General features: G+C 57.9%; 28 protein-coding genes and 2 tRNA genes. 8 read left to right on the plus strand and 22 right to left on the minus strand.

Going from position 1 to position 21,956, the window contains the following annotated elements; genetic code table 11:
* The 14 genes from ACODSV_RS23970 to ACODSV_RS24035 form a co-directional block, all read right to left on the minus strand.
* Positions 1–326, minus strand: a 326-nt coding sequence (locus ACODSV_RS23970; RefSeq protein WP_489078337.1) for a hypothetical protein, incomplete at its 3' end; no start/stop codon positions are given.
* Positions 327–529: 203 nt separating this feature from the next.
* Complete coding sequence (locus ACODSV_RS23975; RefSeq protein WP_019816979.1) at positions 530–1,831, minus strand: STY4528 family pathogenicity island replication protein; 1,302 nt, start codon at positions 1,829–1,831, stop codon at positions 530–532.
* Complete coding sequence (locus ACODSV_RS23980) at positions 1,828–2,523, minus strand: DUF2857 domain-containing protein (protein WP_008437329.1); 696 nt, start codon at positions 2,521–2,523, stop codon at positions 1,828–1,830. The genes ACODSV_RS23975 and ACODSV_RS23980 overlap by 4 nt, the downstream gene beginning before the upstream one ends.
* 28 nt (positions 2,524–2,551) lie before the next feature.
* The gene (locus ACODSV_RS23985) at positions 2,552–4,318 is read right to left on the minus strand and encodes a ParB family protein (protein ID WP_008437328.1); all 1,767 of its coding nucleotides are present in this window, start codon (positions 4,316–4,318) and stop codon (positions 2,552–2,554) included.
* Positions 4,315–4,551, minus strand: a complete 237-nt coding sequence (locus ACODSV_RS23990) for an Arc family DNA-binding protein (protein WP_008437327.1) — start codon at positions 4,549–4,551, stop codon at positions 4,315–4,317. Before ACODSV_RS23990 ends, ACODSV_RS23985 begins: the two co-directional genes overlap by 4 nt.
* Before the next feature lie 33 nt (positions 4,552–4,584).
* On the minus strand, positions 4,585–5,586 hold the full coding sequence (gene yejK, locus ACODSV_RS23995) for a nucleoid-associated protein YejK (RefSeq protein ID WP_008437326.1): 1,002 nt from the start codon (positions 5,584–5,586) through the stop codon (positions 4,585–4,587).
* On the minus strand, positions 5,586–5,825 hold the full coding sequence (locus ACODSV_RS24000) for a type II toxin-antitoxin system HicA family toxin (RefSeq protein ID WP_008437325.1): 240 nt from the start codon (positions 5,823–5,825) through the stop codon (positions 5,586–5,588). Before ACODSV_RS24000 ends, yejK begins: the two co-directional genes overlap by 1 nt.
* On the minus strand, positions 5,822–6,343 hold the full coding sequence (locus ACODSV_RS24005; RefSeq protein ID WP_008437321.1) for a hypothetical protein: 522 nt from the start codon (positions 6,341–6,343) through the stop codon (positions 5,822–5,824). The genes ACODSV_RS24000 and ACODSV_RS24005 overlap by 4 nt, the downstream gene beginning before the upstream one ends.
* A gap of 180 nt (positions 6,344–6,523) precedes the next feature.
* The gene (dnaB, locus tag ACODSV_RS24010; RefSeq protein ID WP_008437319.1) at positions 6,524–7,873 is read right to left on the minus strand and encodes a replicative DNA helicase; all 1,350 of its coding nucleotides are present in this window, start codon (positions 7,871–7,873) and stop codon (positions 6,524–6,526) included.
* Complete coding sequence (locus tag ACODSV_RS24015; protein WP_008437317.1) at positions 7,870–8,088, minus strand: hypothetical protein; 219 nt, start codon at positions 8,086–8,088, stop codon at positions 7,870–7,872. The genes dnaB and ACODSV_RS24015 overlap by 4 nt, the downstream gene beginning before the upstream one ends.
* Complete coding sequence (locus tag ACODSV_RS24020) at positions 8,072–8,791, minus strand: HNH endonuclease signature motif containing protein (protein ID WP_020301295.1); 720 nt, start codon at positions 8,789–8,791, stop codon at positions 8,072–8,074. The genes ACODSV_RS24015 and ACODSV_RS24020 overlap by 17 nt, the downstream gene beginning before the upstream one ends.
* Positions 8,788–9,489: a DUF2786 domain-containing protein gene (locus ACODSV_RS24025; RefSeq protein WP_008437315.1), complete on the minus strand. Its 702-nt coding sequence runs from the start codon at positions 9,487–9,489 to the stop codon at positions 8,788–8,790. Before ACODSV_RS24025 ends, ACODSV_RS24020 begins: the two co-directional genes overlap by 4 nt.
* Positions 9,486–10,244 (minus strand): hypothetical protein, encoded by a 759-nt coding sequence (locus ACODSV_RS24030; RefSeq protein WP_008437314.1) that lies wholly within the window; start codon positions 10,242–10,244, stop codon positions 9,486–9,488. Before ACODSV_RS24030 ends, ACODSV_RS24025 begins: the two co-directional genes overlap by 4 nt.
* A 1-nt stretch (position 10,245) precedes the next feature.
* Positions 10,246–11,106, minus strand: a complete 861-nt coding sequence (locus tag ACODSV_RS24035) for a ParA family protein (RefSeq protein ID WP_008437313.1) — start codon at positions 11,104–11,106, stop codon at positions 10,246–10,248.
* 241 nt (positions 11,107–11,347) lie between these two features.
* On the opposite strand from ACODSV_RS24035, the gene ACODSV_RS24040 reads away from it, so the two are divergent.
* A tRNA-Pro gene (locus ACODSV_RS24040) sits at positions 11,348–11,424 on the plus strand.
* Positions 11,425–11,616: 192 nt separating this feature from the next.
* On the opposite strand, the gene ACODSV_RS24045 is transcribed toward ACODSV_RS24040, so the two are convergent.
* The 3 genes from ACODSV_RS24045 to ACODSV_RS24055 form a co-directional block, all read right to left on the minus strand.
* Positions 11,617–12,915, minus strand: a complete 1,299-nt coding sequence (locus tag ACODSV_RS24045; protein WP_150054123.1) for an NAD(P)/FAD-dependent oxidoreductase — start codon at positions 12,913–12,915, stop codon at positions 11,617–11,619.
* 60 nt (positions 12,916–12,975) lie between these two features.
* Positions 12,976–13,149 carry a DUF3094 family protein gene (locus ACODSV_RS24050; RefSeq protein WP_024073379.1) on the minus strand — a complete coding sequence of 58 codons (174 nt, stop codon included), beginning with the start codon at positions 13,147–13,149 and terminating at the stop codon, positions 12,976–12,978.
* Positions 13,150–13,238: 89 nt separating this feature from the next.
* On the minus strand, positions 13,239–13,868 hold the full coding sequence (locus ACODSV_RS24055; RefSeq protein ID WP_017845475.1) for a DUF1780 domain-containing protein: 630 nt from the start codon (positions 13,866–13,868) through the stop codon (positions 13,239–13,241).
* A gap of 100 nt (positions 13,869–13,968) precedes the next feature.
* Between ACODSV_RS24055 and ACODSV_RS24060 the strand changes: the two genes are divergently transcribed.
* The 3 genes from ACODSV_RS24060 (at position 13,969) to ACODSV_RS24070 (ending at position 15,414) form a co-directional block, all read left to right on the plus strand.
* Positions 13,969–14,436: an FAD/FMN-containing dehydrogenase gene (locus tag ACODSV_RS24060; RefSeq protein WP_069075203.1), complete on the plus strand. Its 468-nt coding sequence runs from the start codon at positions 13,969–13,971 to the stop codon at positions 14,434–14,436.
* Positions 14,433–15,122 carry an energy-coupling factor ABC transporter permease gene (locus ACODSV_RS24065; RefSeq protein ID WP_024073381.1) on the plus strand — a complete coding sequence of 230 codons (690 nt, stop codon included), beginning with the start codon at positions 14,433–14,435 and terminating at the stop codon, positions 15,120–15,122. The genes ACODSV_RS24060 and ACODSV_RS24065 overlap by 4 nt, the downstream gene beginning before the upstream one ends.
* Before the next feature lie 76 nt (positions 15,123–15,198).
* On the plus strand, positions 15,199–15,414 hold the full coding sequence (locus ACODSV_RS24070) for a hypothetical protein (RefSeq protein WP_003171680.1): 216 nt from the start codon (positions 15,199–15,201) through the stop codon (positions 15,412–15,414).
* On the opposite strand, the gene yacG is transcribed toward ACODSV_RS24070, so the two are convergent.
* Genes yacG through ACODSV_RS24090 form a run of 4 tightly spaced genes read right to left on the minus strand, consistent with a single transcriptional unit; the run spans position 15,411 to position 18,299 of the window.
* Positions 15,411–15,611: a DNA gyrase inhibitor YacG gene (gene yacG / locus ACODSV_RS24075; RefSeq protein WP_017845472.1), complete on the minus strand. Its 201-nt coding sequence runs from the start codon at positions 15,609–15,611 to the stop codon at positions 15,411–15,413. The genes ACODSV_RS24070 and yacG overlap by 4 nt on opposite strands.
* Positions 15,608–16,231 carry a dephospho-CoA kinase gene (gene coaE / locus ACODSV_RS24080; protein WP_102624199.1) on the minus strand — a complete coding sequence of 208 codons (624 nt, stop codon included), beginning with the start codon at positions 16,229–16,231 and terminating at the stop codon, positions 15,608–15,610. Before coaE ends, yacG begins: the two co-directional genes overlap by 4 nt.
* Positions 16,228–17,094 carry a prepilin peptidase gene (locus ACODSV_RS24085; RefSeq protein WP_069075202.1) on the minus strand — a complete coding sequence of 289 codons (867 nt, stop codon included), beginning with the start codon at positions 17,092–17,094 and terminating at the stop codon, positions 16,228–16,230. The genes coaE and ACODSV_RS24085 overlap by 4 nt, the downstream gene beginning before the upstream one ends.
* The gene (locus ACODSV_RS24090; RefSeq protein ID WP_150054125.1) at positions 17,091–18,299 is read right to left on the minus strand and encodes a type II secretion system F family protein; all 1,209 of its coding nucleotides are present in this window, start codon (positions 18,297–18,299) and stop codon (positions 17,091–17,093) included. Before ACODSV_RS24090 ends, ACODSV_RS24085 begins: the two co-directional genes overlap by 4 nt.
* Before the next feature lie 201 nt (positions 18,300–18,500).
* Between ACODSV_RS24090 and ACODSV_RS24095 the strand changes: the two genes are divergently transcribed.
* The 4 genes from ACODSV_RS24095 to ACODSV_RS24110 all read left to right on the plus strand — a co-directional run bounded on the left by ACODSV_RS24095 (position 18,501) and on the right by ACODSV_RS24110 (position 20,926).
* Positions 18,501–18,914, plus strand: coding sequence for a pilin (locus tag ACODSV_RS24095; RefSeq protein WP_024073385.1), 414 nt, complete (start codon positions 18,501–18,503; stop codon positions 18,912–18,914).
* 34 nt (positions 18,915–18,948) lie between these two features.
* On the plus strand, positions 18,949–20,358 hold the full coding sequence (locus ACODSV_RS24100; protein ID WP_150054126.1) for an O-antigen ligase family protein: 1,410 nt from the start codon (positions 18,949–18,951) through the stop codon (positions 20,356–20,358).
* Between the two features lie 39 nt (positions 20,359–20,397).
* Positions 20,398–20,470 (plus strand) — tRNA-Thr (locus tag ACODSV_RS24105).
* A gap of 150 nt (positions 20,471–20,620) precedes the next feature.
* Positions 20,621–20,926 (plus strand): DUF6388 family protein, encoded by a 306-nt coding sequence (locus ACODSV_RS24110; protein ID WP_024073387.1) that lies wholly within the window; start codon positions 20,621–20,623, stop codon positions 20,924–20,926.
* A gap of 121 nt (positions 20,927–21,047) precedes the next feature.
* Here the strand turns inward: ACODSV_RS24110 and nadC are convergent, their stop codons facing one another.
* The gene (gene nadC / locus ACODSV_RS24115; RefSeq protein WP_150054127.1) at positions 21,048–21,896 is read right to left on the minus strand and encodes a carboxylating nicotinate-nucleotide diphosphorylase; all 849 of its coding nucleotides are present in this window, start codon (positions 21,894–21,896) and stop codon (positions 21,048–21,050) included.
* Between the last annotated feature and the right edge of the window lie 60 nt (positions 21,897–21,956).

The raw sequence follows: 21,956 nt of genomic DNA on the forward strand, positions 1-21,956 counted from the left end.
CCGGCACGGATGCCGGATCCTGCCAAGGTGGTGCGGGCCGCACCACTTATATGGCGGCCACCTCCGGTGCCGGATGCTGTCAGGGTGTTGTGGGCCACAACACTTGCCATGTCGCCGGCACGGATGCCGGATCCTGCCAAGGTGGTGCGGGCCGCACCACTTATATGGCGGCCACCTCCGGTGCCGGATGCTGTCAGGGTGTTGTGGGCCACAACACTTGCCATGTCGCCGGCACGGATGCCGGATCCTGCCAAGGTGGTGCGGGCCGCACCACTTATATGGCGGCCACCTCCGGTGCCGGATGCTGTCAGGGTGTTGTGGGCCACAACACTTGCCGTGTCGCTGGCACGAATGCCGGATCCTGGGCAAGTGATTTGGGCCGAGTCACTTGCGTGGCGGCCGCGGCGTATTTCGGTTCCTGTCAGGGTGTTGCGGGCCGCAACACTTGCTGTGTAGCTGGCACAGATTCCGGTCACGACCGCTTCGCTCTGGGCCGCGTTACCACGATATTCTGGTTGTCCACCTGACATCATGGATGTGTACCCCGATTAGGCTTCAGCAGATGCAGCATTCCGCTGAGTGTGTGTTTTGCGGTTTGTATCGACTCAGGGCTACGCGTCTGCGTTAGCGTCTTCGTCGGCTGCTCTGCGCCCTCTGGCGGGGCTGAAGCGTCTTGACGCTCGGGGCTCGCTTTTGCCTTGTCGTCAGGGTTCCATTGGCTGTTGAAATCGCCGCGAACGGCCATGCCGACGAGCGTCATTAAGTATCCAAGCGGGTTTCGGACCCCTCCCGAGTCACAGCGGTGGACCCATTGTTTGATGAGCGCGGTTTTCAACTCTGCTGGAACCTTTTGCAGCGCCAGGACCGCGTTCTGTTTTTGCTCGACCGGTAGTCGATGCAGTGCACCGAGCAAATCGGCAGCGATGTCGTTTGGTGTGGGCGGTACATGTACAGAGCTTTTACAAACATCTTTGTGTGTATCTGTATACGTACTATATGAGTTCGGATGCCGAACTAAGTCCGAACTCAGTGATTTACGGCTGAGTTCGGCATCCGAACTCTGCTCCAAAGCGATTCGCTCTTCGCCTTTTTCACTGAGTTCGGTATCCGAACTCAGTGGAGATAGAGCTATATTTTGCTGAGTTCGGATTCCGAACTCAGTCGCTTTAAGAACGACTGGAGCCTGCGCTTTGGTCCAGGCCTGGCTATTCATGCGGGATTCGATGATGTCCAGCCTGCTAGGTAAGCGTTGGCCAACATCAGGATCAGCTGCAAATTCCTTCCAGGCAATTTCTGCCACTTCGCGAATCACCTTGGTCTGGTGCTGCATTGACTGCGCGAGTAGCTGCAAGTAGTCCTTGTCGAACTCTATAGCTTCGGCCGGTGTGACCGGTTCGTCGTGAAGCAGGTAGACGTTGCCTTGCACTTGTCCACTCAGATCATTGCGCACCCGTCGCCCCAGGCTAAGCCAACGGGTGAGACGTAAGGTCACTAATGCTTTTGATACAGTTTCACGCGAGGCAGGCCTACCGGGTTGCATACCCAAATATGGCCGCAGTTGGTCATAGGTAGGGAACGCCGTAAGGCCGTCGTCATTGATCAGTAGGCGAAATACCTGCCAGGTGTTTCTTTCAAGCGGGGTTAAGCGATCATCCAAAAGCAATCGGCGAGGAACCGTTTCGTGTGGGTTCCCGCTGAAAATAATTCCGGAGTAGGGGGAAGACCCTTCAATCCCCGGAGGCGCCGACTCTTTTTTCTGAAGCAAATGAGCTTCAAGGTGACCCGAGGCCGAGTCTAAAAGCGTCGACAAGGGAAGCCGAGACAACCTCATAATACAGAGTCACCTTCCACCGATGTCGCTGCAGGCTGTGCAAGTCGTTGAGAAGACACAAGCTGTAGCCTTCTCGGAAGGCCAGGGTTTGCAGGAGGGTAAAGCCCTTCCTTTATCCAGGACTGAATGCGATGCCAGATGATGGCCAGGCTGAGGTTTTCGTGGGTCTCATCTGGGCTAGTATCCTGTGGAGCATTGAGTTCCTCGGCGACCAACATGGCGATGTCCAGCAACGCGAGACTGTCGCCAAGCTCTACCTGATGCTCTTGCATTAGGTGCGTCCATCGGTACCAAAGCTGAGCGTCCATCTCCTCACTGAATTCGCGCCAACGGCCACGACGTGCCGTCACGCCGATCATTAGGCGTTGAAGGGCCACATCCTGCGGAGACAGCCCGAAGAACTGTTGCAGCATTTGAGTGGTCGCGCCAAGTCGCAGCGCACGTTCAATCATGCGCACTTCTTCATCAGAACGCTGCGCGCCTGACAGTAGTTTTTTTACCATGTCCCCATCAATGGTGACGTTGCACCAAGACACGGGAGTGTTAAGCAGCAAGCTCAGTACTGAAGGTTGTTGGAGCTGAGCCAATATCTCTGGCTCCAGGCCCATTTCGATGCAGCGCCGAAGTTGGCCATTACGCATGTGATGAAGCACCTGTGACAGGATTGCTTCATTTATTGGTGTCTTGGACATGACGACTCCCCCTTGTAGAGTCCGTGTGTTAACTGGCTGAATTCGGACCGTTGTTGGCGACTGACTGGATTTCCAGGTCAATCAAACGTCTTGCGAGACGAATAATGCGGAACAGCTTCACTAGAGCGCCGTCGCTGAGACGGCATTCACTTTCAGGGGGCTGATCTTTTGTGTGAGGCTGGCCCAGTAAGATCTGGCCCAGTCCGGCTGCGAACTCAAAGTCAGCCAACGCGTCGATTTGAAGCTTGGGTTGCTGCTGAATCATTTTCAGTACGATGGCCATCGAGCCGCTCAAAGACTGGAGCAGCGTCAAGGTATGTTGGGCTGTGGCAGTAATTTCGACTTCCGCTTCGGGGTGTCGGTAGCTGAACCCGACGCCACCATCGATATCGATAAATTGACCTGGGGCTTTGACCGAGCTGGCTATTTCGCGAGCCAATTGAGCGATGTGCTGACGCAGGGTCGCGGTATTGTCTATTTCGCGTTCGATGTACCAAAGGTCAGAAATGGGATTGAGTCCGCCAGCTTGAACAGGGATGGCCACCAAGGCATTGGAGGCGAAGTCGGGCAAGACCTCACCGTCAAGCGCAGCGAGCTCCCGTTTCATCTTGTCGACTCTGGGAGAAGTCTTCACAGGGCTCGCAACGTGCCCATCGATACGTGCTTGGCGCTCTTGTGGGCTCATTTGCTCCTGCGGAGTTGGGGCCAGTTGCTGTTGCACCCCTTGAGGTGAAGGACTCTCTTTGGAGGGCGTCGTCTTATGTGTGCTGCCCCCCGAAGTAGTAGGGGGTAGTTGTAGAGGGTTCTGATTAGCCTCAATGCCATTGTTCGAAACGTTAAGTTGAGTCCCCCCCTCAAATTGCGATGCAGGGTACTGTGGCAGCTCAAGAACCGGCGTAGACCGGCGCAATTGGTCCTGGTTCTGAGTGATTTCCAACAGTATTTGCTCGTAGCCGAGGTTCAGCGGCTTTTTAAGGTGATCTATCAGTTCGTCCTGAAATCGCTGGAATAGAAATTCTTCAGCGTCGCCCTCAAACTGGGACAGTACATCTTGGAAAAGCGTATCGAAATCAAGGTGCTGCTCCTGCTCTTGATAATTGCGATCCCAGCACTGAAGAGCTGTTTTGCGCAAAGACAGAAGCTTTATGATTCTGTCTACTCCCAGTCCAGAGTACAGCGCGCCTGGAATTGCTGGCAGTAAGTACCGAATGGTGTCGTGCATACGACTCAAGTGAGACGCGGAGACCGGGTAGCCATCCGCTGACAGCCGCCGTGAAAGCTCACGTAATGAGATAGACTCCCCTGCCTCTGTTTCATACAGCGCTCTCGCTTTGTCGACCCCAATAGCCCGCTCAATGAACAGGAGCTGGCCTTGGAGGTCGTTTTCAGCCAAGTGGCCGGTGAGCGAGATGATTTCGCCCCGAACGGCGTCCCAGGGTCGAAATAGGCAGTGAAACTTGAAGTACTTCTCGTCGCCGGTCTCACGATACAACTCGTTTAAAATTGCCAGGCGAGTGTTGCCGCCGTTGCGGATCCGGTACTTATCTTCCCCAGGTTTACGAGTGACGGGAGGTGGCGTATCGAGTCCCCGATTTCGTATCGACTCTTTAATTTCATCGTACTTCGGGTTACGAGTCGTCCTTGGGTTTTCGTCATACGGCAGCGTTTCGTCGAGAGTCAACAGCATGGGGGTATCGACGATGGGGTCGCTCATTCGCGCTGCCACCGGCGACTTCGATTCAAACGCCGGCAGCAACAGCTTATCTTTCATGGTTTGGGCCAAAGACGCTTTCATACTCTGGCTCCTGGCTGCTCATAAGCCGGGCTTGCCGCCAAAAGCTGGTCAATGATTTTCAAAGCACGATCCAGAGCAGCTTCAAGTTCGGCAGTTGTCTCCAGCCGATAAACAATTTCTGAGTTCATCGACCTGGCGTTTTCACGTGCTTCCAACGCGATGCGTTCGCGCATCCCGTCGGGCAGGCGAATAACGAATTTTTCTTCATGCAGACGCTGTGGTTTGTTACTCATGGTGGGCTCCGATGCCTAGGGTAGAAAGTGTGTTCAGCGACGTTTCAACTGATCAGTGAGTTGGGTAGGTAACCCCTTGATGACTAATGAATTGGACGCCTCGTCGTACTCGATCTTGTCCCCTAGCAGATGCGCTTCAAAACTGATGGACAAGCCTTCGGCACGGCCGGTGAACCGACGGAATTGGTTGAGAGTGCGTTTATCCAGGGGGATTTCCGGCGACAGGCCGTAGTCCTTATTGCGGATATGGTCGTAGAACGCCTTGGGGCGATCTTCATCGATCAAGCCTGACAGTTCCTCCAGGCCCATGGGTTCACCGAGCTTGGCCTGGCTGGTGGCGTAGTCCACCAGGGCCTTGGTTTTCTCGCGGGCCGATTCGTCTGGCAGGTCTTCGTTTTCAACGAAGTCGCTGAACGCCTTGAGGAGGGCGCGGGTTTCGCCCGGGCCGTCGACGCCTTCCATGCAGCCAATGAAGTCGCTGAAATACCCCGAGATCTTCTTACCGTTTTTGCCTTTGATGTACGAGATGTACTGCTTGGATTGCTTGTTGTTCTGCCACTCGGACAAGTTGATACGCGCTGCCAGGTGCAACTGGCCAACGTCCAGGTGGCGTGAAGGAGTGACGTCCAGATCGTCAGTAACCACCACGCCTTCACTGTGGTGGAGCAGGGCGACAGTTAGGTAGTCGGTCATGCCTTGCTGGTAATGGGCAAACAGTACGTGGCCACCGGTGGAGAGGTTGGACTCTTCCATCAGCTTTTGCAGATGCTCGACCGCCGTGTGGCTGAAGGCGGTGAAGTCCTGGTCACCTTCAAAGTACTGCTTTAACCAGCCGCTAAACGGGTGCGCGCCGGACTCGGCATGGAAGAAACCCCAGGCCTTGCCTTGTTTGGCGTTATAGCTCTCGTTGAGGTCGGCAAGCATGTTCTCGATGGCGACCGATTCGGATAGCTCCGAATCGCGTGCCTGGAGAACAGCAGGTGTGCCATCGGGTTTTTTGTCGATCAGGTGGACGATGCAATGACGGATAGGCATTAGATTGCCTCCTGCGAGTGTAGGGTTTGAGCTCGATCAGCACGACGAATACGGGCTTTGGCGTTGAGGCCTGAGCGGTAATCGCTTGCGGTTGATGAGGTGTAAATCGATCCAAGGCCAGATTTCGTGAACTTGATATGGCCACCTTGAGTGCGAGACACCGTCCAGCCATTCGCTTCAGCAAACTTCACGAGTACACGAAGGCTCTCGCTTTTTCCGCGTAGGAGATTGGTGGTCATAGCTCTGCATCCCTGTCTGCCAGAACGTTACCGGTCTGGATCGCGATGATTTCAGCCTGATCGCCAGGAAACTTGGTACCGAGCTCATGCAAAAAGTGACGCGTAGCCTCACGTGCTCCAGGCACGCGGAACACCACGCTGCAGTGCTGAACTTCCGCGGGGTGTTGCAGGTGAGACATGACGGCCACTTTCAGCGAGCAGCACTGGAGGTAGCGGGGCACCCAAACCGACCAGAAGTAGCTGGATAGCAAGGCGCCCGCACAGAGCAGTTCAACGGTAATTGTTGCGCTGGGCGTGTTGGTCAGCTCGACGTAGCCGAGCTTCTCAAACTCCAACAGATCCTCACGCATGCTCATTGGGACCACGGTGCTGTGGTCACGAGCAAGGCGGCCGATCGCTTGAGCTAATGCGTCGAGCTCCACCGGGTTGATCCCAGATTTATGGGCATGAGCCACAGCAGAGGCTTCGAACACGGCACCGGCATGGATACTAGGAAATAGCTCGGCGCTACTGTGCATCCGACACCTCCTGAAGCTCCTCGATGTCATAGCTATTGCAAGTAGGGCAAATAAGCTCGTCCACTTCACCGCCGGGTAAGGCTGGAGCGCCACTCACTTGATGTTTCGGGTGGTGGCTATCGCATTGAAGGCACCAGTGAGTGATGCGTACGAGAGTATTCATCGCTGAGGTGTGCTTTTTCATAGTTGAGCCCCTTGCCAGCCGGCGTTGGGACTGAGGTTGGCAAACCGGGTCTGATTGGCGATGAAGGCTGTTCGTACGGTCCCAGTTGGGCCGTTACGCGCCTTGCCGAGAATGATTTCTGCAATGCCTTTGTGTTCGCTCTGAGGGTGGTACACCTCGTCCCGGTAGACGAACATAATCAGGTCCGCGTCCTGTTCAATCGCACCGCTATCACGCAGGTCTGCGTTGATCGGACGCTTATTTGGCCGTCGCTCCAGTTCTCGGTTGAGCTGGGAAAGCGCAACCACCGGGCAATTCATCTCTTTCGCTAGGGCCTTGAGGGACTGGGATATAGCGCTGATCTCGTTGGCCCTGTTTTCCTGACCTGGGCAGCGCATGAGCTGCAGGTAATCGATCAGGATCAAGCTCGGGTGTCCGAAGCGACGAGCTGCTCGACGAGATTTAGCTCTGATTACTGCAGGCGTGAGCGCTGATGAGTCGTCGATGACCAGCCGCTCTCCATAGCCATTAATACGAGAAACCGCTGCAGTCAGCTTCGGCCAATCATCATCATCGAGCTTGCCCTTCAATAGCCTGCCCAGATCGATATGGCCTAGGATGCCCATCAATCGATACATCAGTGCTTTGGCCGGCATTTCCATGCTGAAAACCTGAACTGTACGATCAAGCTTTGCCTGCAGAGCCGTATCTATGAAGTTCAAGGCCAGAGAGGTCTTCCCCATAGACGGGCGCGCGCCGAGGATGATCAGGTCGGCTTCTTGAAAACCCGACGTCAGCTCGTCCAGGTCCTCCAGGCCTGAAGGCAGGCCGGTCACGGTGATATTGCCGTTGAAATGTTCGTCTATTTGTTCGACGACGTTCGTCAGGCATTGGTTGATATTGACGAATTCCGTTGCGCTCTTGCCTTCACCCAGAGCGAACAGTTGCTGTTCAATTGATTCTTGAACATCCTCCGCACTTGCCAACGGGTCTGTCGCCTCGCGAGAGCATTGGTATCCAAGGGACATGAGCTGTCTGAGCCGAGAGCGATTACGCACGATGGATGCGTAATGCTCGATGTTGGCTACAGACGGCGTGTTTTTGGCCAGCTCGCCCAGATAGCTCAGCCCTCCGGCTTCGTCTGGCTCCTCCAACGCGTTGTGGACGGTGACGATGTCGAACGGAATGGACTTGTCAGCAAGGCTTGCCATTGTCCGGAACAGCAACCGATGGTCGTGTCGGAAAAAATCAGAGGCATCCAGTTTGTCTGCGACGAGATCCCAGGTGTTGTTGTCGAGCAGTAGCCCACCTAACACACCTTGTTCAGCCTCTACGGAGTAGGGAGGTGAGAGGTCAAGGTGATTCATTTCCCAGACTCCTGGCCTATCTGAAGAAAACCACTCCCGTTGCGTGCCCCCAGGGCTTTGACCATGTCGACTTCAACCTTCGCTGAATTGATCATGACCTGAGCAACCTCGGCAACCGCTTTGGCCCGTTCGATTTCCATTGGTCTTTCTGGGTCCAGGAGGCTCTCGATCGCGACGAACAGGTGATTACGTAGATCTTCAATCTTGTTCTTCATGTTCAACCTCCCGGATGGTGCGTTTGAGTTTGCCGATAGCGCGTATTGCGGATTTCAGCTCTTCCGGATACCGATGAATGGTGTTCCGACGCATACGTTCTGCTCTCGTCAGCAACTCCAGGTTATTCAGGGCTATATGGGCCTTGTTGCCGTCCTTGAAGCACACGCACATGTTTATAGGGACTGGTCCGTGATGCTCCTCCCAAAGCAGTACATGCACGGCTTTCCAGTCAACGGGTGGGTAACCGGTATCGGTGATTTTCTTCTGCTGATAACCGTCAGGAGTTGTGCGCAGGCTGCCAATAGGCAGCCAGTTCCCCGGTTTATTGCCGGCCTTAAACTGCGTCTGAGTCATACGGCCAGAGGAGGGGAGCCCCTTAAGGCCCTTATTCCATGGGACGGATCCCTTGGGAAAGCGGAATTCTGCGCCCAACTTGCCGTCAAGCCGGCCACAGAGACTACTGCGAAGAAACTCGGCGCTTTTGCTCAAGCCCAGCCGTTTGGCTTTGGCATAGACCTGATAGACGCTGAGCCCCAATTCGGCGGCTAGGACCTGAGTCGGTTCATTGGGATAGCGGGCAATGAGCGAGCGCTCTTCTGCCTCACTCCAAACATGGTGTTTGTGAACCGGGGCAAGCCCAAGTTGGGATCTGGCTTGTTCCAGCGCCGCCATGGCCAAAGGTGAAAGCGAATGAGTTCTCATTGGCTCCCTCCATGCCCAAGGGCTCCTTGTGACTGCTGTCCGACACCACGATGCAGCCTGGCATGCTTGCCCTGGTCCCATCCCGCTTGCAAAGAGCGGGTGTCATGACCTTTGGCTTCGATGGGCTTGATAATGGCTAGCGTTAGTTTTGGATGATGCCATTCCAGGTAGGCTTGGATCTCCAGCGCAGTGTTTTCGTCTATCCCACCTGCAAACTGGTTCACCTTAGAGGCGACGGCATTGAGCCAGCCCTCGGCAAACAGTTGGCCGCGGTGACGTTTGGTTTTCAGTTGGCAGCGCTTCTGCTGGGCAACATGAGCTCGTCGGGCTGCGACAAGCTGGTGATGCAGCGTTGAATAGGTGTGAGCTGCCAGATCGGGTGAAATACCTTTCCCCAAGAACTTGAAGGACCAGCCAAGTAGCGGATTGAAATACGCCAAGTGGCTGCAATCGAAGGCTTGGGAACAGATTGAGGCCAGGTTGTGCAGCCAATCCTGCGGTGCCCGACGGGTTTTGGTACCCACAATGGATTCTTCGATTGTATGGGCAGCGACTTCGGTGTGTTCCAAGTTGTACTGATTCATCAAATGGCGAGCTTGACGAAGTGCAATTTCCACTTCGTTTGGGGCAGCGCCTTGTGACTTGGCCAGCGCCATGAGTTTGGCGACCTTGCTGAGGACTTTTTGCTTGTCCATCATTCACCCCCTTCCTGTTGGAGGCGGGGGGAGAGCGCCTCTGACCACAGGCGAAGTGTTTCTTCCTCATCAGCAGAGAGGTGAGTCCGGGCAAGGCAGTCCGCAACCTTCTGTTTCAGGGCATCAAGGCGGTCTTGAACACTTGACCCATCGTCGTAAGCAATCTCTTGCTCAACAGCTTGCACAACGTCATTACGAAGAGAGAGAACCGTGCTTATCCAAAAAGCACTTGGGCTGGTCCAGCCAATGAGCTTTCGAGTTCTGGCAGGCGACAGGTAATCACGGAGCCTGAGATTGAACTCCCTAGGGGAATAACCATTCCTGAAAACGTCTGCTCGATTAAGCGTCAGCGCTGTTTTAAGAATATCTAGAAGAGGGTCCAAAGCCGTTGGCTCAGGAGCAAAGGGTTCTAAATATGTTTCAGCTACCAGGCGTTTGGCTTCGGCATATCGACTTTGCTGACGGCGTTTGGCTTGGTTTTCGTCGCGGCCGCGCTTTTCCTTCGCGTGCTTAATGTTCGAGTTCACTGACTCGATAAGCTTCGCGGCGTCCTGCAAAAGCTGAAGCTGGTCAACGCTCAACTGAGCGCCAATCCGACCGGGTAATTGGTAACCGCTTGTCAGGGCTCGGATTTCTCGTGCGGTTCCACTGAGCTTGGCTTGCAAGCTGCGCAATTGCTGAGCGCTGTAGTACTTGCCAACCTCTAGGATGAGGTTTGCAGTAATACTGCGGGCGTCGGTAATGGAGGGCTTCGCCATTTCAACGACCCTCCCTCACCAAGTTAGCTACCTTTTCCTCGGTCATGGCCTCGAAGCGGTCACGCCATTCTGGAAAAAGCTCAATGGCCAATTGGCGGATCACGACAAGGGCTGCAGGGGATATGCGGTTGGAAGGCTGTCTGTATTCCAAGCGGTGTACTGGGACGCCCAGGGATGAACTGTTACGAAACACCACTGCGGAGGGGACGACGCATTCCAGAACGTTGATTTCGTCATTGTCCTGGAAAATTTCCCGTACCGACTGCTCGATCATTTGCGCGTCGGTGGTTTGGTCGAGATTGTTGACGACGATCCGCACAGGAGGGATTTTCATGCCCAGGCGCCCATAGGCGCGCAGGCCGTCCAGCATCTGCATGGATCCCCGGCTGAACTCCCGTGCAGCGAGCATATTGGGCGGAAGTGGGGATATGACCAAATCAGAGGCTAGGACCACCATTTCGAGCATTGCCGACCTGGCGCCTTGGGTGTCAATCAGTACCAGGTCGAAATGATCTTTGAAGCCCGGCATCAGGTTGGCGAGTCGCAACCGTCCGTCAGGTGCTTGCAGGATCAGGCTGTTCAGTTGGTTGTTGATGTCGTTGGAAATGACAAGCGACAGGTTTGGTATCGTGGTGCTGGATATGATCTTGGCTGATTCGGTGATATTGAATGCCAGCAGGTCGTAGATGCCTCCTTGAGCTTCATCGACCAATTGGTAATACGAGGAGAGCGAAGGCTGTGCAGGATCTAGGTCGATCATGAGCACGCGCAGGCCTGCATCCGCACAAAAAGCGCCGAGGTTGGCCTCGATGGTAGTTTTGCCTACGCCGCCTTTGGTCGAAACGACCGCAGAGATTTTCATGGTTTGGAGCCTCTAATGTGGGTTCATTAGAGGCTGCGAGGCCACGGAAACAGCTATGTGTAGCGAACACGATCCTGGGCTATGAAGCACTAAAACCAATTGTCTTTTAACCAATTGGTCGTAGGTTCGAATCCCACACGACCCACCATTTTTGAGACCAGTTAACGCTGGAATCAGATCTTAAGATCAGAGGTCAAAAGCCCTGGTCGCGAAAGGCGACTGAAAGGTCGCCTTTTTTTACCGGGGTATAGCGCAGTCCGGTAGCGCGCCTGCTTTGGGAGCAGGATGTCAGGAGTTCGAATCCCCTTACCCCGACCATATTAAAAATCCTCGTATCGAAAGATACGGGGATTTTTTTGCCTGGAATTTTCTAAAATCCAACACAAAGCGAATATGGGAGGGGGCTTGCTCCCGATAGCAGTGTGTCAGCCACTCATTATTCAGCCGACTCACCGTCATCGGGCGCAAGCCCCCGCCCACATTAGCCGAGCCCCATCAGGGACCGTGTTGTCAGTGAAGCTTGAGTCGCGGCTCGGTCCCGCGCCCGATCCTGCTGCCCAGCATCAGCATCGCCGTGCGGAAGACGCCATACAGTGCCATCTGGTGCATGCGGTACAGCGACACATAGAACATCCGCGCCAGCCAGCCTTCGAGCATCACGCTGCCTGTCAGGTTGCCCATCAGGTTACCCACCGCCGAGAAGCGCGACAGCGAGATCAACGAGCCGTAGTCGGTGTACTTGTACGATGGCAGGTCCTTGCCTTCGATCCGCAGCTTCAACGATTTGGCCAGCAATGAAGCCTGCTGGTGCGCGGCCTGGGCGCGTGGCGGCACGTTGCGGTCGGTGCCGGGTTGCGGGCAGGCGGCGCAGTCACCGAAGGCGAAGATGTTTTCATCGCGGGTGGTTTGCAGCGTCGGCAGTACCTGCAGTTGATTGATGCGGTTGGTTTCCAGGCCGTCGATGTCCTTGAGGAAGGCTGGCGCGCGGATGCCGGCGGCCCACACTTTCAGGCTGGCCGGAATCACTTGGCCGCTGCTGGTGATCAGCGCGTCGGCCGTCACTTCGCTGACCGCCGAGTTGGTCAGCACCGTCACGCCAAGCCTCTCCAGGGTCTTATGCACCGGCCCGCCAATCCGCTCCGGCAGGGCGGGCAGCACCCGTGGGCCGGCTTCGATCAAGGTGATATGCATGTTTTCGGGTTTGATGCGATCCAGGCCATAAGCAGCCAGTTCGTGGGCGGCGTTATGCAGTTCGGCCGCCAGTTCGACACCGGTTGCTCCCGCACCGACGATGGCGACGCTGATCTTTTCCACCACGTCGGTTTGCCCGGCATGGGCGCGCAGGTAGTGGTTGAGCAGTTGCTGATGGAAGCGTTCCGCCTGTTTGCGCGTGTCGAGGAACAGACAGTGTTGCGCCGCGCCTTCGGTGCCGAAGTCATTCGTGGTGCTGCCGACCGCGATCACCAGGCTGTCATAGCCCAGCACGCGCGCAGGCACCAGTTCGCGGCCTTCTTCATCGAGGGTCGCCGCCAGCTGGATTTTCTTCTGTTCACGGTCGAGCCCGCTCATGCGCCCCAGTTGGAACTCGAAGTGGTTCCATTTGGCCTGGGCGACGTAGTTGAGTTCGTCTTCCGAAGAGTTCAGCGAGCCGGCGGCCACTTCATGCAGCAAGGGCTTCCAGATATGGGTCAGGTTGGTATCCACCAGCGTGATGCTGGCGGTGCCGCGTTTTCCCAGAGTCTTACCCAGGCGGGTAGCCAACTCCAGGCCGCCGGCGCCGCCGCCGACGATAATAATACGATGGGTCATGGGGATATCTCGCAAGGCTAAAAGAAATCGGAGCAGTTACCCCCGCGAGCGCCAGGCAGCTCATAGCGTCAGGTAACTCAAAAGGCGGCTCAGCAGGCCGAGCCCAATCACCGCCACCAGCACCACCACAAGGAGCAGCCATGGCCGGAAAGGCTTGCGCTCGACTTGGTTCTGGGAGAGTTGCAGGTACTCTTCGACATGCTGTTGGTCATCGGGGTTCAGGCGGCTGGTCATAAAGGCCTCGTCAGGTAGACGTTGCAGAAGGGCGCCACGTTACAGTCGGTGGGTGGGCGCAAACGCTATAAGCGTAGCCTGTGCCCGTGTCACAGGCTGATGCCCACGTCGAACACTATGCTGCGGCCCAGGTTGTTGCGCAAGAAATCCGGCGCGTCCGGGTGGGCGAACAGCACCCGTGCAAACGTCGGCCCCACCAGTGACAGCGAGCGCCAGCCCTGGCGCAGGTACTCGGTGGGCGGCGGGAAGTGACTGTTGAGGTCCAGGACTTCGCGCTTGAGGCTGGCAAACGCGACGATATCCAACTCGCCCAGGTCCATCCCGCGCTCTTTGTAGTTGTGCGCTTTTTTGCGCAGGGTCGGCGCCAGGCGCAACAGGAACTCATGGGCCGGAATTCGTCGCGGCTTGGCTTCGCGCCGAACCAGTTGGCTCAGGGAGAACGCACTGCGCCGACGCAACAGTTCATCGCGCCATTCGTCGTTCAGGCGCCGCCCCTCATCCAGTACGAAGAACACCTCGAAACTGGCGTCGCGAAACAATACGTCCGGAGGCTCCTGCCCGGCGGCGTGAAACTCTTCGGCGCGGTACGGCACATTCAAGCCTTGCAGCAGGCGTTGGCAGACCCAACGCTCACGCTCCCATTTGCGGGCATTGGACAGGAACGCGTTGGCTTGTTCGGCCGCTACGGTGAGCAGGCGCAAATAATCTGAGTCATCCATGCATGCAGCTTAGCGTCCAAATGATGACGGCAGGAAGTCCCGCCGCAAAAGCTCGGTGTAGACTGGCCACTTGTCCGTTCTCCCTAGCATGAGGTGTGCAGTGAAGTTTTTTGCCGTGCTGTTGCTGAGCCTGTTGCCTGTCTGGGCCCAGGCCGTTGAGGTGGGCGAGCGCGTGGCGCCCTGGACCCTGTTGGATCAGTTCGATCAGGCCTACACCCTGGATGACCAGGCGCAGATCCTGTTGGTCGCCCGCAGCATGGACGCCGCCAAGCAGGTGGACGCGGCTTTGCAAGGCCAGCCCAAAGGTTATCTCGAGGCGCGCCACGCGGTGTTTGTCGCAGACATCCAGCGCATGCCTCGGCTGGTCGCCAAGTTGTTCGCAGTGCCGGCGATGCAAGCCTACAACTATCGGGTGATGCTCGACCGGGACGCCCGTATTGCTCCGCGCTATCCCGCGCCCGCGGATAAAGTGCTCTGGCTGCAACTGGATAACGGCAAGTTGATTGCTCAACACGAGTACAGCTCGGCCGCGGAACTGCGCCAAGCCCTGGAACAGGTCAAGCCGTGATCAGTGCGGCAGTGCTGGCGCCGGCAACCCTCGGCATCGGCTGGTTGCTGTATGCGCCTGTGCTGTTGTGGGCGATCCTGCGTTCGCCGTGGGTCGAGCTGTTCGCCGATCGGCGGCGTCAGCATTTGCTGTTTGGCACGGTGTTCGCGCTGTTCATGTTATGGCTGGTGCGGCGGGATTTCGACACCGGCGTCTCCTACCACTTTATCGGCATGACCGCCGTTACTCTGTTGCTCGATTGGCCGTTGGCAATTGTCGGCGGGTTTGCCGCCCAGTTGGGCTTGATGCTGTTGGGGCGCCAGGACCTGGCGGCGGTAGGCATCAACGGCCTGCTGCTGGTTGTGCTGCCCGTGCTGGTCACCGAAGCCTGCGCGTTGCTGGTGGAGCGAGCGCAGCCACGCAATCCCTTCGTGTATATCTTCTGTTCCGGTTTTTTTGCCGCTGCGTTGTCAGCCTTGCTCTGCCTGCTGGTGGGGCTGGGGTTGTTGTGGTTCGACGGGCGTTTTGCAATGCCGGAATGGCTGGAGGATTTTGTCGGTTACCTGTGGCTGATCATCTTTCCAGAAGCCTTTATCAACGGCATGGTGATCAGCGCGCTGGTGGTGTTTTGCCCGGAATGGCTGGAGACATTCAATCGCACCCGCTACCTCTCGGCACCCTGGAAGGACGACGATTCGCAGACTTGACCCAGGTCAAATCGCTCGCAGCGGGGCAGGCCCATGCTTTGCGAAACTTTTCCTGAGCAAGGCGGGAGTACAAATCATGAGTGTGTATGAGTGGGCACGGCAGGAGTTGCGCAGAAGCCAGGACGCGGCGCAGGAAATCGGTTTTGACCCAGGCTTGACCCTGCGCGCGATGCTCAGCGCCGTGGTGCAGCAGAGCAAGGGTGTGCGCAGTTTCGAAGACCTGGCCGACGAGTTGCAATACCTTGCAGAGAACCTCGACGACCAGCAGGAATATGCCTTTATGCGGCCTTAATGGCGCGGCGGTAGGTCTTCGGAAAACAGCTCGTCTTCGGCGTCCGGCGCCACGGGGATCTTGTGTTCCTCAGCGGCCCAGGCGCCCAGGTCGATGAGCTTGCAACGGTCCGAGCAGAACGGCCGGTTGAGGTTGGTCGCTTTCCATTCCACGGGTGCGCCGCAGGTTGGGCATTCGACGGTCAAGGGTTGGCTCATGATCGGCCTCCACGCAAAGTAAGGTAAAAGTGGTGCAGTCGCTCGACCTCGCTGTGCAGCCAGGCGAGGTCTCGGTCATTGACCAGTACGTCATCGGCATGCTTCAGGCGGTCTTCGCGGCTGGACTGGGCCTTGAGAATCGCCTGCACCTGTTGTTCGCTGATGCCGTCGCGCAGCAGGGTACGCTGAATCTGCAGGGATTGCGGCACATCGATCACCAGGATGCGCTGGGTCATGTGGTACTGGCCGGATTCGATCAGCAGCGGTGACACCAGGATCGCATACGGCGAGCGGGCGCGGGCCAAGTGATTGCGAATCTCCTCGCCAATCAATGGGTGCAGCAAGGCTTCCAGCCAGCGGCGTTCTTCGGGGACTTCAAAGATCAGCTTGCGCAGCGCGGCGCGGTCCAGTTGGCCGTCGCGCTGCAGCACGCCGGCACCAAAGTGTTCGGCGATGCGGGCGAGCGCCGGACGGCCAGGCTCGACCACCCAACGGGCGGCGTGGTCGGCATCCACCAGGTCGACGCCCAGGTCGACAAAGTGCTGGGCCGCAGCGCTTTTGCCGCTGCCGATACCGCCAGTGAGGCCAAGGATCCAAGGTGTTGCAACAGAAGTGGTCATCTGAAACCGACAGACTGCAAATAGAAGTCGGTTATTTGACCACCCCAGAGCACGGCAATCCAGCCGGCAATTGCCAGATAGGGACCAAACGGCATCGGTGCCGAGATCTCAGCCTTGCGCAAGCGCATCAGAATCAGCCCTACGATCACGCCCACCAGCGAAGACATCAGTAGCGTCATCGGCAGAATCTGCCAGCCGCCCCAGGCGCCAAGCAGCGCCAATAACTTGAAGTCGCCATGGCCCATGCCGTCCTTGCCGGTCACCAGTTTGAACAGCCAGAACACTGTCCACAGACTTAGGTAGCCGATCACCGCGCCCCACAGTGCGTCCGGCAGTGCAGTCAGCAGGTCGGCGCTGTTGATGATCAGCCCCAGCCACAGCAGCGGCAGGACCAGGATATCGGGTAGCAGTTGGTGATCCACATCGATCAGGCTCATTGCCAGCAGCCCCCAGCTCAACAGCATGACTGCCCCGGCTTGCCAGCCAAAGCCAAAATGCCAGGCCACCATGGCCGAGATCAGCCCGCAGGCCAGTTCAGTGATGGGGTAGCGTGCACTGATCGGCTGCTGACAATGGGCACAACGCCCCCGGAGCATGAGGTAGCTGAGCAGCGGGATATTCTCCCACGGGCGAATCGGGTGATTGCAGTGCGGGCAGCAGGAGTTGGGGTGCATCAGGTTGTAGGTGGGCCCGGCGGGGTCGGCGGGCATGCCGAGCACTTCTAGGGCTTGTGCGCGCCATTCCCGCTCAAGCATTTTCGGCAGGCGCCATACCAGTACATTGAGGAAGCTACCGATGATCAGCCCCAGCACCAGCGCCACTGCGACAAACGCCCATGGCTGCTCAGTCAGCAGCAGGTTCAAAACGCTGTACCGAGTTGGAAGACCGGCAGGTACATCGCAATCACCAGCGCCCCGACAATGCCCCCCAGCACCACCATTATCAGCGGCTCCATCAGGCTGGTGAGGTTGTCGACCAGGTTGTCGACTTCCGATTCATAGTGGTTCGCGACTTTTTCCAGCATGCGCTCGAGTGTGCCCGACTCCTCGCCGATGGCCGTCATCTGAATTGCCATGCCTGGAAAGAGACCGCTGGCGGCCATGGATTGGTTCAACTGCATGCCTGTGGATACCTCATGACGCATATGTTTGATCGCCTGCTTGTACGGCCCGTTGCCGACGGCACCTGCCACTGAATCCAATGCCTGTACCAGCGGCACCCCAGCCGCGAACGTGGTGGAAAGCGTGCGGGCATAGCGTGCCACGGCCGATTTCTTCAGCAGTGTGCCTGCCAAGGGGGCTTTCAACAAACCCGTATCCAGCCCCTGACGAAAGCCAGGGGCTACGCGATAGGCGTGGCGCAGCGCGAAAAAACCGGCCCCGAGGCCAAGCGCCAGAGCCCACCAGGCTTGCTGCATGAACGTGGACAGGCCGATGACGTGCAGGGTAAAACCGGGCAACTGGCCGTCGACTCCGGCGAACAGGTTCTGAAACTGCGGCACCACGTGGATCAGCAGGATGCTGCTGACCAGACTCGCCACCACCAGGACGGCGATCGGGTAGGTCATGGCTTTCTTGATTCGCGCCTTTAGCTGCTCACTCTTTTCCAGGTGAGTGGCAACGCGTTCCAGCAGCGTTTCCAATGCCCCGGCCTGTTCGCCGGCGGCAATCAGGTTGCAGTACAGGTCATCGAAATAGCGTGGCTGTTTGCGCAGCGCGGTCGCCAGTGCGGTGCCGGCGGCGATGTCCTGCTTCAACCCCTTGAGCAGTTCCTGCATCGGCCGGCTCTCGAAGCCGTCGCTGATGATGTCGAAGGCTTGCAGCAGAGGAACGCCGGCTTTCAGCAAGGTCGCCAACTGGCGGGTGAGCAGGGCGATGTCAGTGGGTTTGATCGGCGCGGCGAGGCAGGCCAGGCCGGGGAATTGCCTGCGCACGCGGCTGGGGCGGATCCCTTGCTGGCGCAGCTTGGCCTTGATCAGGGCGAGGTTGTGGCCCGTGGTGTGCCCGGACACCCTGCGCCCTTGGCGGTTGGTGCCTTCCCAGGCGTAGGTCCTTGAAGCGTTGTCCATGTCCATTTCCGCACCCAGTTCGTCGAAGTTTTATAGCTTAGTCAGGTGACAAATTCGGGCGGCCTGGTGTTGCACGATAAAATGTCAGAATGTGCGTCTTGTGCGCGATGGGCCGCTCGCGGGTGAGTACACTGGCGCGGCTGTGAAATACGGGGTGCAGGACGCGCCTTGTCATGGGTTCTATTCTGGAGAGTGAATGTGATGCGTCAGAAAGGCTTTACCTTGATCGAGTTGTTGATCGTCGTGGCAATCATCGGCATTTTGGCCACCATCGGCTTGCCCATGTACACCACGCACCAGGCCAAGGCCAAGTTCACCGCGGGGCTGGCTGAGATCACCGCGTTGAAAGCCGGCTACGAGGATGTTTTCAACCAAGGCACCGAGCCGAAGCTGGAACTGGTCGGCGGCACCAGCCCGACCGCCAACTGCAAGATCGACGTGGCCGGGGATGTCGCCACCGGTAACGGTTCCATCAGTTGCGAAATACTCGATGCCCCGGCGCCGGTGCTGGGCAAGACCATCACCCTGACGCGCAGCGCCACCGCCGGCTGGAAGTGCGTGACCACCGCTGAGGCGAAATACGCCGCCAAGGGTTGTGATGCCAGCGGTGCTTAACGTCAAGCCCCGCACATGGATGTAAAGGTGGCCAATGTCGTTATCCCTGCAGCAGCGCGGCAATGTTTTCCTGGTGGCAGCGGTGTGCCTGTTGGTGCTGGGCATCTGTGCCCCCTTCAGTGGGCACGACCTGCAACGAGGGGTGCAGATTGCCCTGGGATTGTGTGCGGTGCTGTATGGGCTGTCGGTTTCTCCGATTGAGCGGCTGGTGGATCGGCCCACCGCCATAGGCCTGGTGCTGATTATCGGGCTGGGCCTGCTGTCTTCGGCCCTGGCCCACCAGCCACTCTGGGCATTCACCGAGGTGGCGCTGTTTATCGTCTGTGGGGCGATTGCGCTTGCATTTGCCTTGCTTCGGCGCCACGGCGGTGAGCCTTTGGACCGCGTCCTGGTGCTGGTCGTGGTGCTGTTGTGCCTGATCAAATCGATCCAGTATCTGCATGCTGGCCTGCTGGCTATTACCAGTGGTCAACGGTTACTGGACCCTGACCTGCTCCTGTCAGGTTTTGCCAATAAGCGTTTCTACGGTCAATTCCAAACCTTCACTCTGCCGTTGCTGGCCCTTCCCCTGCTGCTGCCCGGCGTCAGCCGTCCCGTACGAAGTGCGGTGTTGGCGTTGTTGTGTGTCTGGTGGTTGATCGCAATCAGCGGCGGCACACGTGGCACGTGGCTTGGCATGGCGATGGCAAGTGGGGTGCTGGCAGTGCTGGGGCCTTGGGGGCGGCGCTGGCTGGCCTGGCAGTGGGTGGCACTGTGCGGTGGGCTATTGCTGTATTGGCTCTTGTTCACGGTGCTGGTGGGGTACCTGGGCATCGAAGTTTCCCAGGCGGCAGCCGATCGCCTGACCACCTCTCTGTCGGGGCGCGGCCCGATCTGGTGGCAAGCGTGGCACATGCTGGTCGAGCATCCATGGTTGGGTTTTGGGCCGATGCATTTCGCCGATATTGCCAACAACATTGCTGCCCACCCCCATCAGGCGATCCTGCAATGGGCCAGTGAATGGGGCATGCCATCGGCCCTATGCGTGGCAATTCTGGCGTGGCGGGCGAGTTGGGCCACCGTTGGCGTACTCCGTGAACGGGCGCAATTTGCAACGTGTGCCGACCTGCTGCGCACCTGCCTGTTTGCGTCGCTGATCGGCGCGCTGACGCAGTCCATGGTGGATGGTGTGATCGTGATGCCTAACTCGCAGGTGTGGTTGGCGCTGGTGGTGGGCTGGCTGATGGCGTTGCATGCCTGGCGCACCCCGGCAACGCCCGCATTGCCCCTGGCCTGGGGCGCCTGGAACGTGGCGAGTGTGTTGGCCGTTGGTCTGCTGGTGTGGGTGGCCGTGCGTGACCTGCCGCATCTCCAGCAAGCGCAGCAGCGCTATCTGGATACCCGTGGCGGGTACCTGCAACCGCGCTTCTGGGCTCAGGGCGTGATTGCCCTCTCACCGCCGTAAGTTGCCGGACGCCCGATGCGGTGCTAGCTTTAGCCCACCGCCCGTGTAGCTCAGCCGGTAGAGCAGCGCACTCGTAACGCGAAGGTCGCAGGTTCGATTCCTGTCTCGGGCAAAAAGGCAACAGTGTTTCAAAGGCAACGTTTTCAGATGATCCCAGAATGGTTCTGAAGGCCAGACGAGCCGGCATTCGTGCCTGTTCTTTTGTATCTGCGCAACCTTGATGACCCAGATGCATCCCCATTCCTCGATCTAAGAGAACAACATGACCACGACTGAGATGACCCAGGAAGTTCGGCACCAAGCAGCCCTCGACAAGTACATCGGGGAATCGCCGCAGCTTAAAGAAGAGATCAAGGACCTGAGCGCTGAAGATCAGCGTGACCAGATCCAGTGGGCATTCGAGGACGAGGCCGAGAGCCAGGGCTTGCAGCCTTGGGAGCTGACCCTCAAGTACACCTCGACACCGGAAGAGTTCGAAGCGGCACGGCTGGCCCTGCACAAGGAAGCGGCCGAGGTGCTGGGTGTCGAGTGGGAAGAGTACTGCGAGATGAATGACCTGGTGGTTTAAGCGCTTGCTTGTGTAGGAGCGAGCTTGCTCGCGAAAATCGCTAACGATGACGCGGGCTGCCTGGTACCCTGCGGCGTTCTCAGGTTTTTCGCGAACAAGCTCGCTCCTACAGTTAAGGTGCTCAAATACTGAGGCGCATCGACAAATCCACCGCCTTCACATCCTTGGTCATCGCGCCGATGGAGATGTAATCCACTCCGGTTTCTGCGATGGGCAGCAGGGTGTTTTCATTGATCCCGCCGCTGGCTTCCAGCTTGGCCTTGCCGCCATTCAGGCGCACGGCTTCGCGCATGTCATCCAGGCTCAGTTCATCGAGCATGATGATATCGGCGCCCGCCGCCAGGGCGTCGCGCAATTCGTCCAGGCTTTCCACTTCGATTTCCACCGGCTTGCCTGGGGCGATCTGGTGCGCGGCGTTAATGGCCTGGGCAATGCCTCCGCAGGCCGCGATATGGTTTTCCTTGATCAGAAAGGCGTCATACAAGCCAATACGGTGGTTGTGGCAGCCCCCGCAGGTCACGGCGTACTTCTGCGCCAGGCGCAGGCCGGGAAGCGTCTTGCGCGTGTCGAGCAGCTTGACCTGGGTGCTGGCGACAAAATCGGCGAGGTACTGGGCCCGAGTGGCTACGCCTGACAACAACTGCAGAAAATTCAACGCACAACGCTCGCCGCTGAGCAGCGAGCGCGCCGGGCCTTCAAGGTGGAACAGCGCCTGGTTGGGGCTCACGCGTTCACCGTCGGCGACTTGCCAATGCACGGCGACCCGCGGGTCCAGCTGGCGGAACACCGCGTCTACCCAAGCGGTACCACTGATCACCGCCGCATCGCGCGTGATGATCGTGGCCTTGGCCAGCCGTTCGGCCGGGATCAACTGTGCGGTGATGTCGCCACTGCCGATGTCTTCCAGCAGTGCGCGGCGCACATTGGCTTCGATTTCGGCGGTGAGGTCGGCAAGACGGAGGTTCGGCATAACAGGCTCCACAAACAAAGTGCCCCGATTATAGGGGCAGCGCGCGTTTGAACCCAGCCA

Source organism: Pseudomonas sp. FG86, from assembly GCF_057808775.1.

What these genes read in the sequence shown, in the direction of transcription:
- nadC (WP_150054127.1), bottom strand. Translation starts at nt 21,896, where the DNA reads ATGCCGAACCTCCGTCTTGCCGACCTCACCGCCGAAATCGAAGCCAAT.
- ACODSV_RS24000 (WP_008437325.1), bottom strand. Translation starts at nt 5,825, where the DNA reads ATGACCACCAATCTCCTACGCGGAAAAAGCGAGAGCCTTCGTGTACTC.
- ACODSV_RS24055 (WP_017845475.1), bottom strand. Translation starts at nt 13,868, where the DNA reads ATGGATGACTCAGATTATTTGCGCCTGCTCACCGTAGCGGCCGAACAA.
- ACODSV_RS23980 (WP_008437329.1), bottom strand. Translation starts at nt 2,523, where the DNA reads ATGTCCAAGACACCAATAAATGAAGCAATCCTGTCACAGGTGCTTCAT.
- dnaB (WP_008437319.1), bottom strand. Translation starts at nt 7,873, where the DNA reads ATGAATCACCTTGACCTCTCACCTCCCTACTCCGTAGAGGCTGAACAA.
- ACODSV_RS24100 (WP_150054126.1), top strand. Translation starts at nt 18,949, where the DNA reads ATGTCGTTATCCCTGCAGCAGCGCGGCAATGTTTTCCTGGTGGCAGCG.
- ACODSV_RS24090 (WP_150054125.1), bottom strand. Translation starts at nt 18,299, where the DNA reads ATGGACAACGCTTCAAGGACCTACGCCTGGGAAGGCACCAACCGCCAA.
- ACODSV_RS24030 (WP_008437314.1), bottom strand. Translation starts at nt 10,244, where the DNA reads ATGGCGAAGCCCTCCATTACCGACGCCCGCAGTATTACTGCAAACCTC.
- ACODSV_RS24110 (WP_024073387.1), top strand. Translation starts at nt 20,621, where the DNA reads ATGACCACGACTGAGATGACCCAGGAAGTTCGGCACCAAGCAGCCCTC.
- ACODSV_RS24025 (WP_008437315.1), bottom strand. Translation starts at nt 9,489, where the DNA reads ATGATGGACAAGCAAAAAGTCCTCAGCAAGGTCGCCAAACTCATGGCG.
- ACODSV_RS24095 (WP_024073385.1), top strand. Translation starts at nt 18,501, where the DNA reads ATGCGTCAGAAAGGCTTTACCTTGATCGAGTTGTTGATCGTCGTGGCA.
- ACODSV_RS24035 (WP_008437313.1), bottom strand. Translation starts at nt 11,106, where the DNA reads ATGAAAATCTCTGCGGTCGTTTCGACCAAAGGCGGCGTAGGCAAAACT.
- ACODSV_RS24070 (WP_003171680.1), top strand. Translation starts at nt 15,199, where the DNA reads ATGAGTGTGTATGAGTGGGCACGGCAGGAGTTGCGCAGAAGCCAGGAC.
- ACODSV_RS23975 (WP_019816979.1), bottom strand. Translation starts at nt 1,831, where the DNA reads ATGAGGTTGTCTCGGCTTCCCTTGTCGACGCTTTTAGACTCGGCCTCG.
- coaE (WP_102624199.1), bottom strand. Translation starts at nt 16,231, where the DNA reads ATGACCACTTCTGTTGCAACACCTTGGATCCTTGGCCTCACTGGCGGT.
- ACODSV_RS23985 (WP_008437328.1), bottom strand. Translation starts at nt 4,318, where the DNA reads ATGAAAGCGTCTTTGGCCCAAACCATGAAAGATAAGCTGTTGCTGCCG.
- ACODSV_RS24045 (WP_150054123.1), bottom strand. Translation starts at nt 12,915, where the DNA reads ATGACCCATCGTATTATTATCGTCGGCGGCGGCGCCGGCGGCCTGGAG.
- ACODSV_RS24020 (WP_020301295.1), bottom strand. Translation starts at nt 8,791, where the DNA reads ATGAGAACTCATTCGCTTTCACCTTTGGCCATGGCGGCGCTGGAACAA.
- yejK (WP_008437326.1), bottom strand. Translation starts at nt 5,586, where the DNA reads ATGCCTATCCGTCATTGCATCGTCCACCTGATCGACAAAAAACCCGAT.
- ACODSV_RS24015 (WP_008437317.1), bottom strand. Translation starts at nt 8,088, where the DNA reads ATGAAGAACAAGATTGAAGATCTACGTAATCACCTGTTCGTCGCGATC.
- ACODSV_RS24005 (WP_008437321.1), bottom strand. Translation starts at nt 6,343, where the DNA reads ATGCACAGTAGCGCCGAGCTATTTCCTAGTATCCATGCCGGTGCCGTG.
- yacG (WP_017845472.1), bottom strand. Translation starts at nt 15,611, where the DNA reads ATGAGCCAACCCTTGACCGTCGAATGCCCAACCTGCGGCGCACCCGTG.
- ACODSV_RS23990 (WP_008437327.1), bottom strand. Translation starts at nt 4,551, where the DNA reads ATGAGTAACAAACCACAGCGTCTGCATGAAGAAAAATTCGTTATTCGC.
- ACODSV_RS24050 (WP_024073379.1), bottom strand. Translation starts at nt 13,149, where the DNA reads ATGACCAGCCGCCTGAACCCCGATGACCAACAGCATGTCGAAGAGTAC.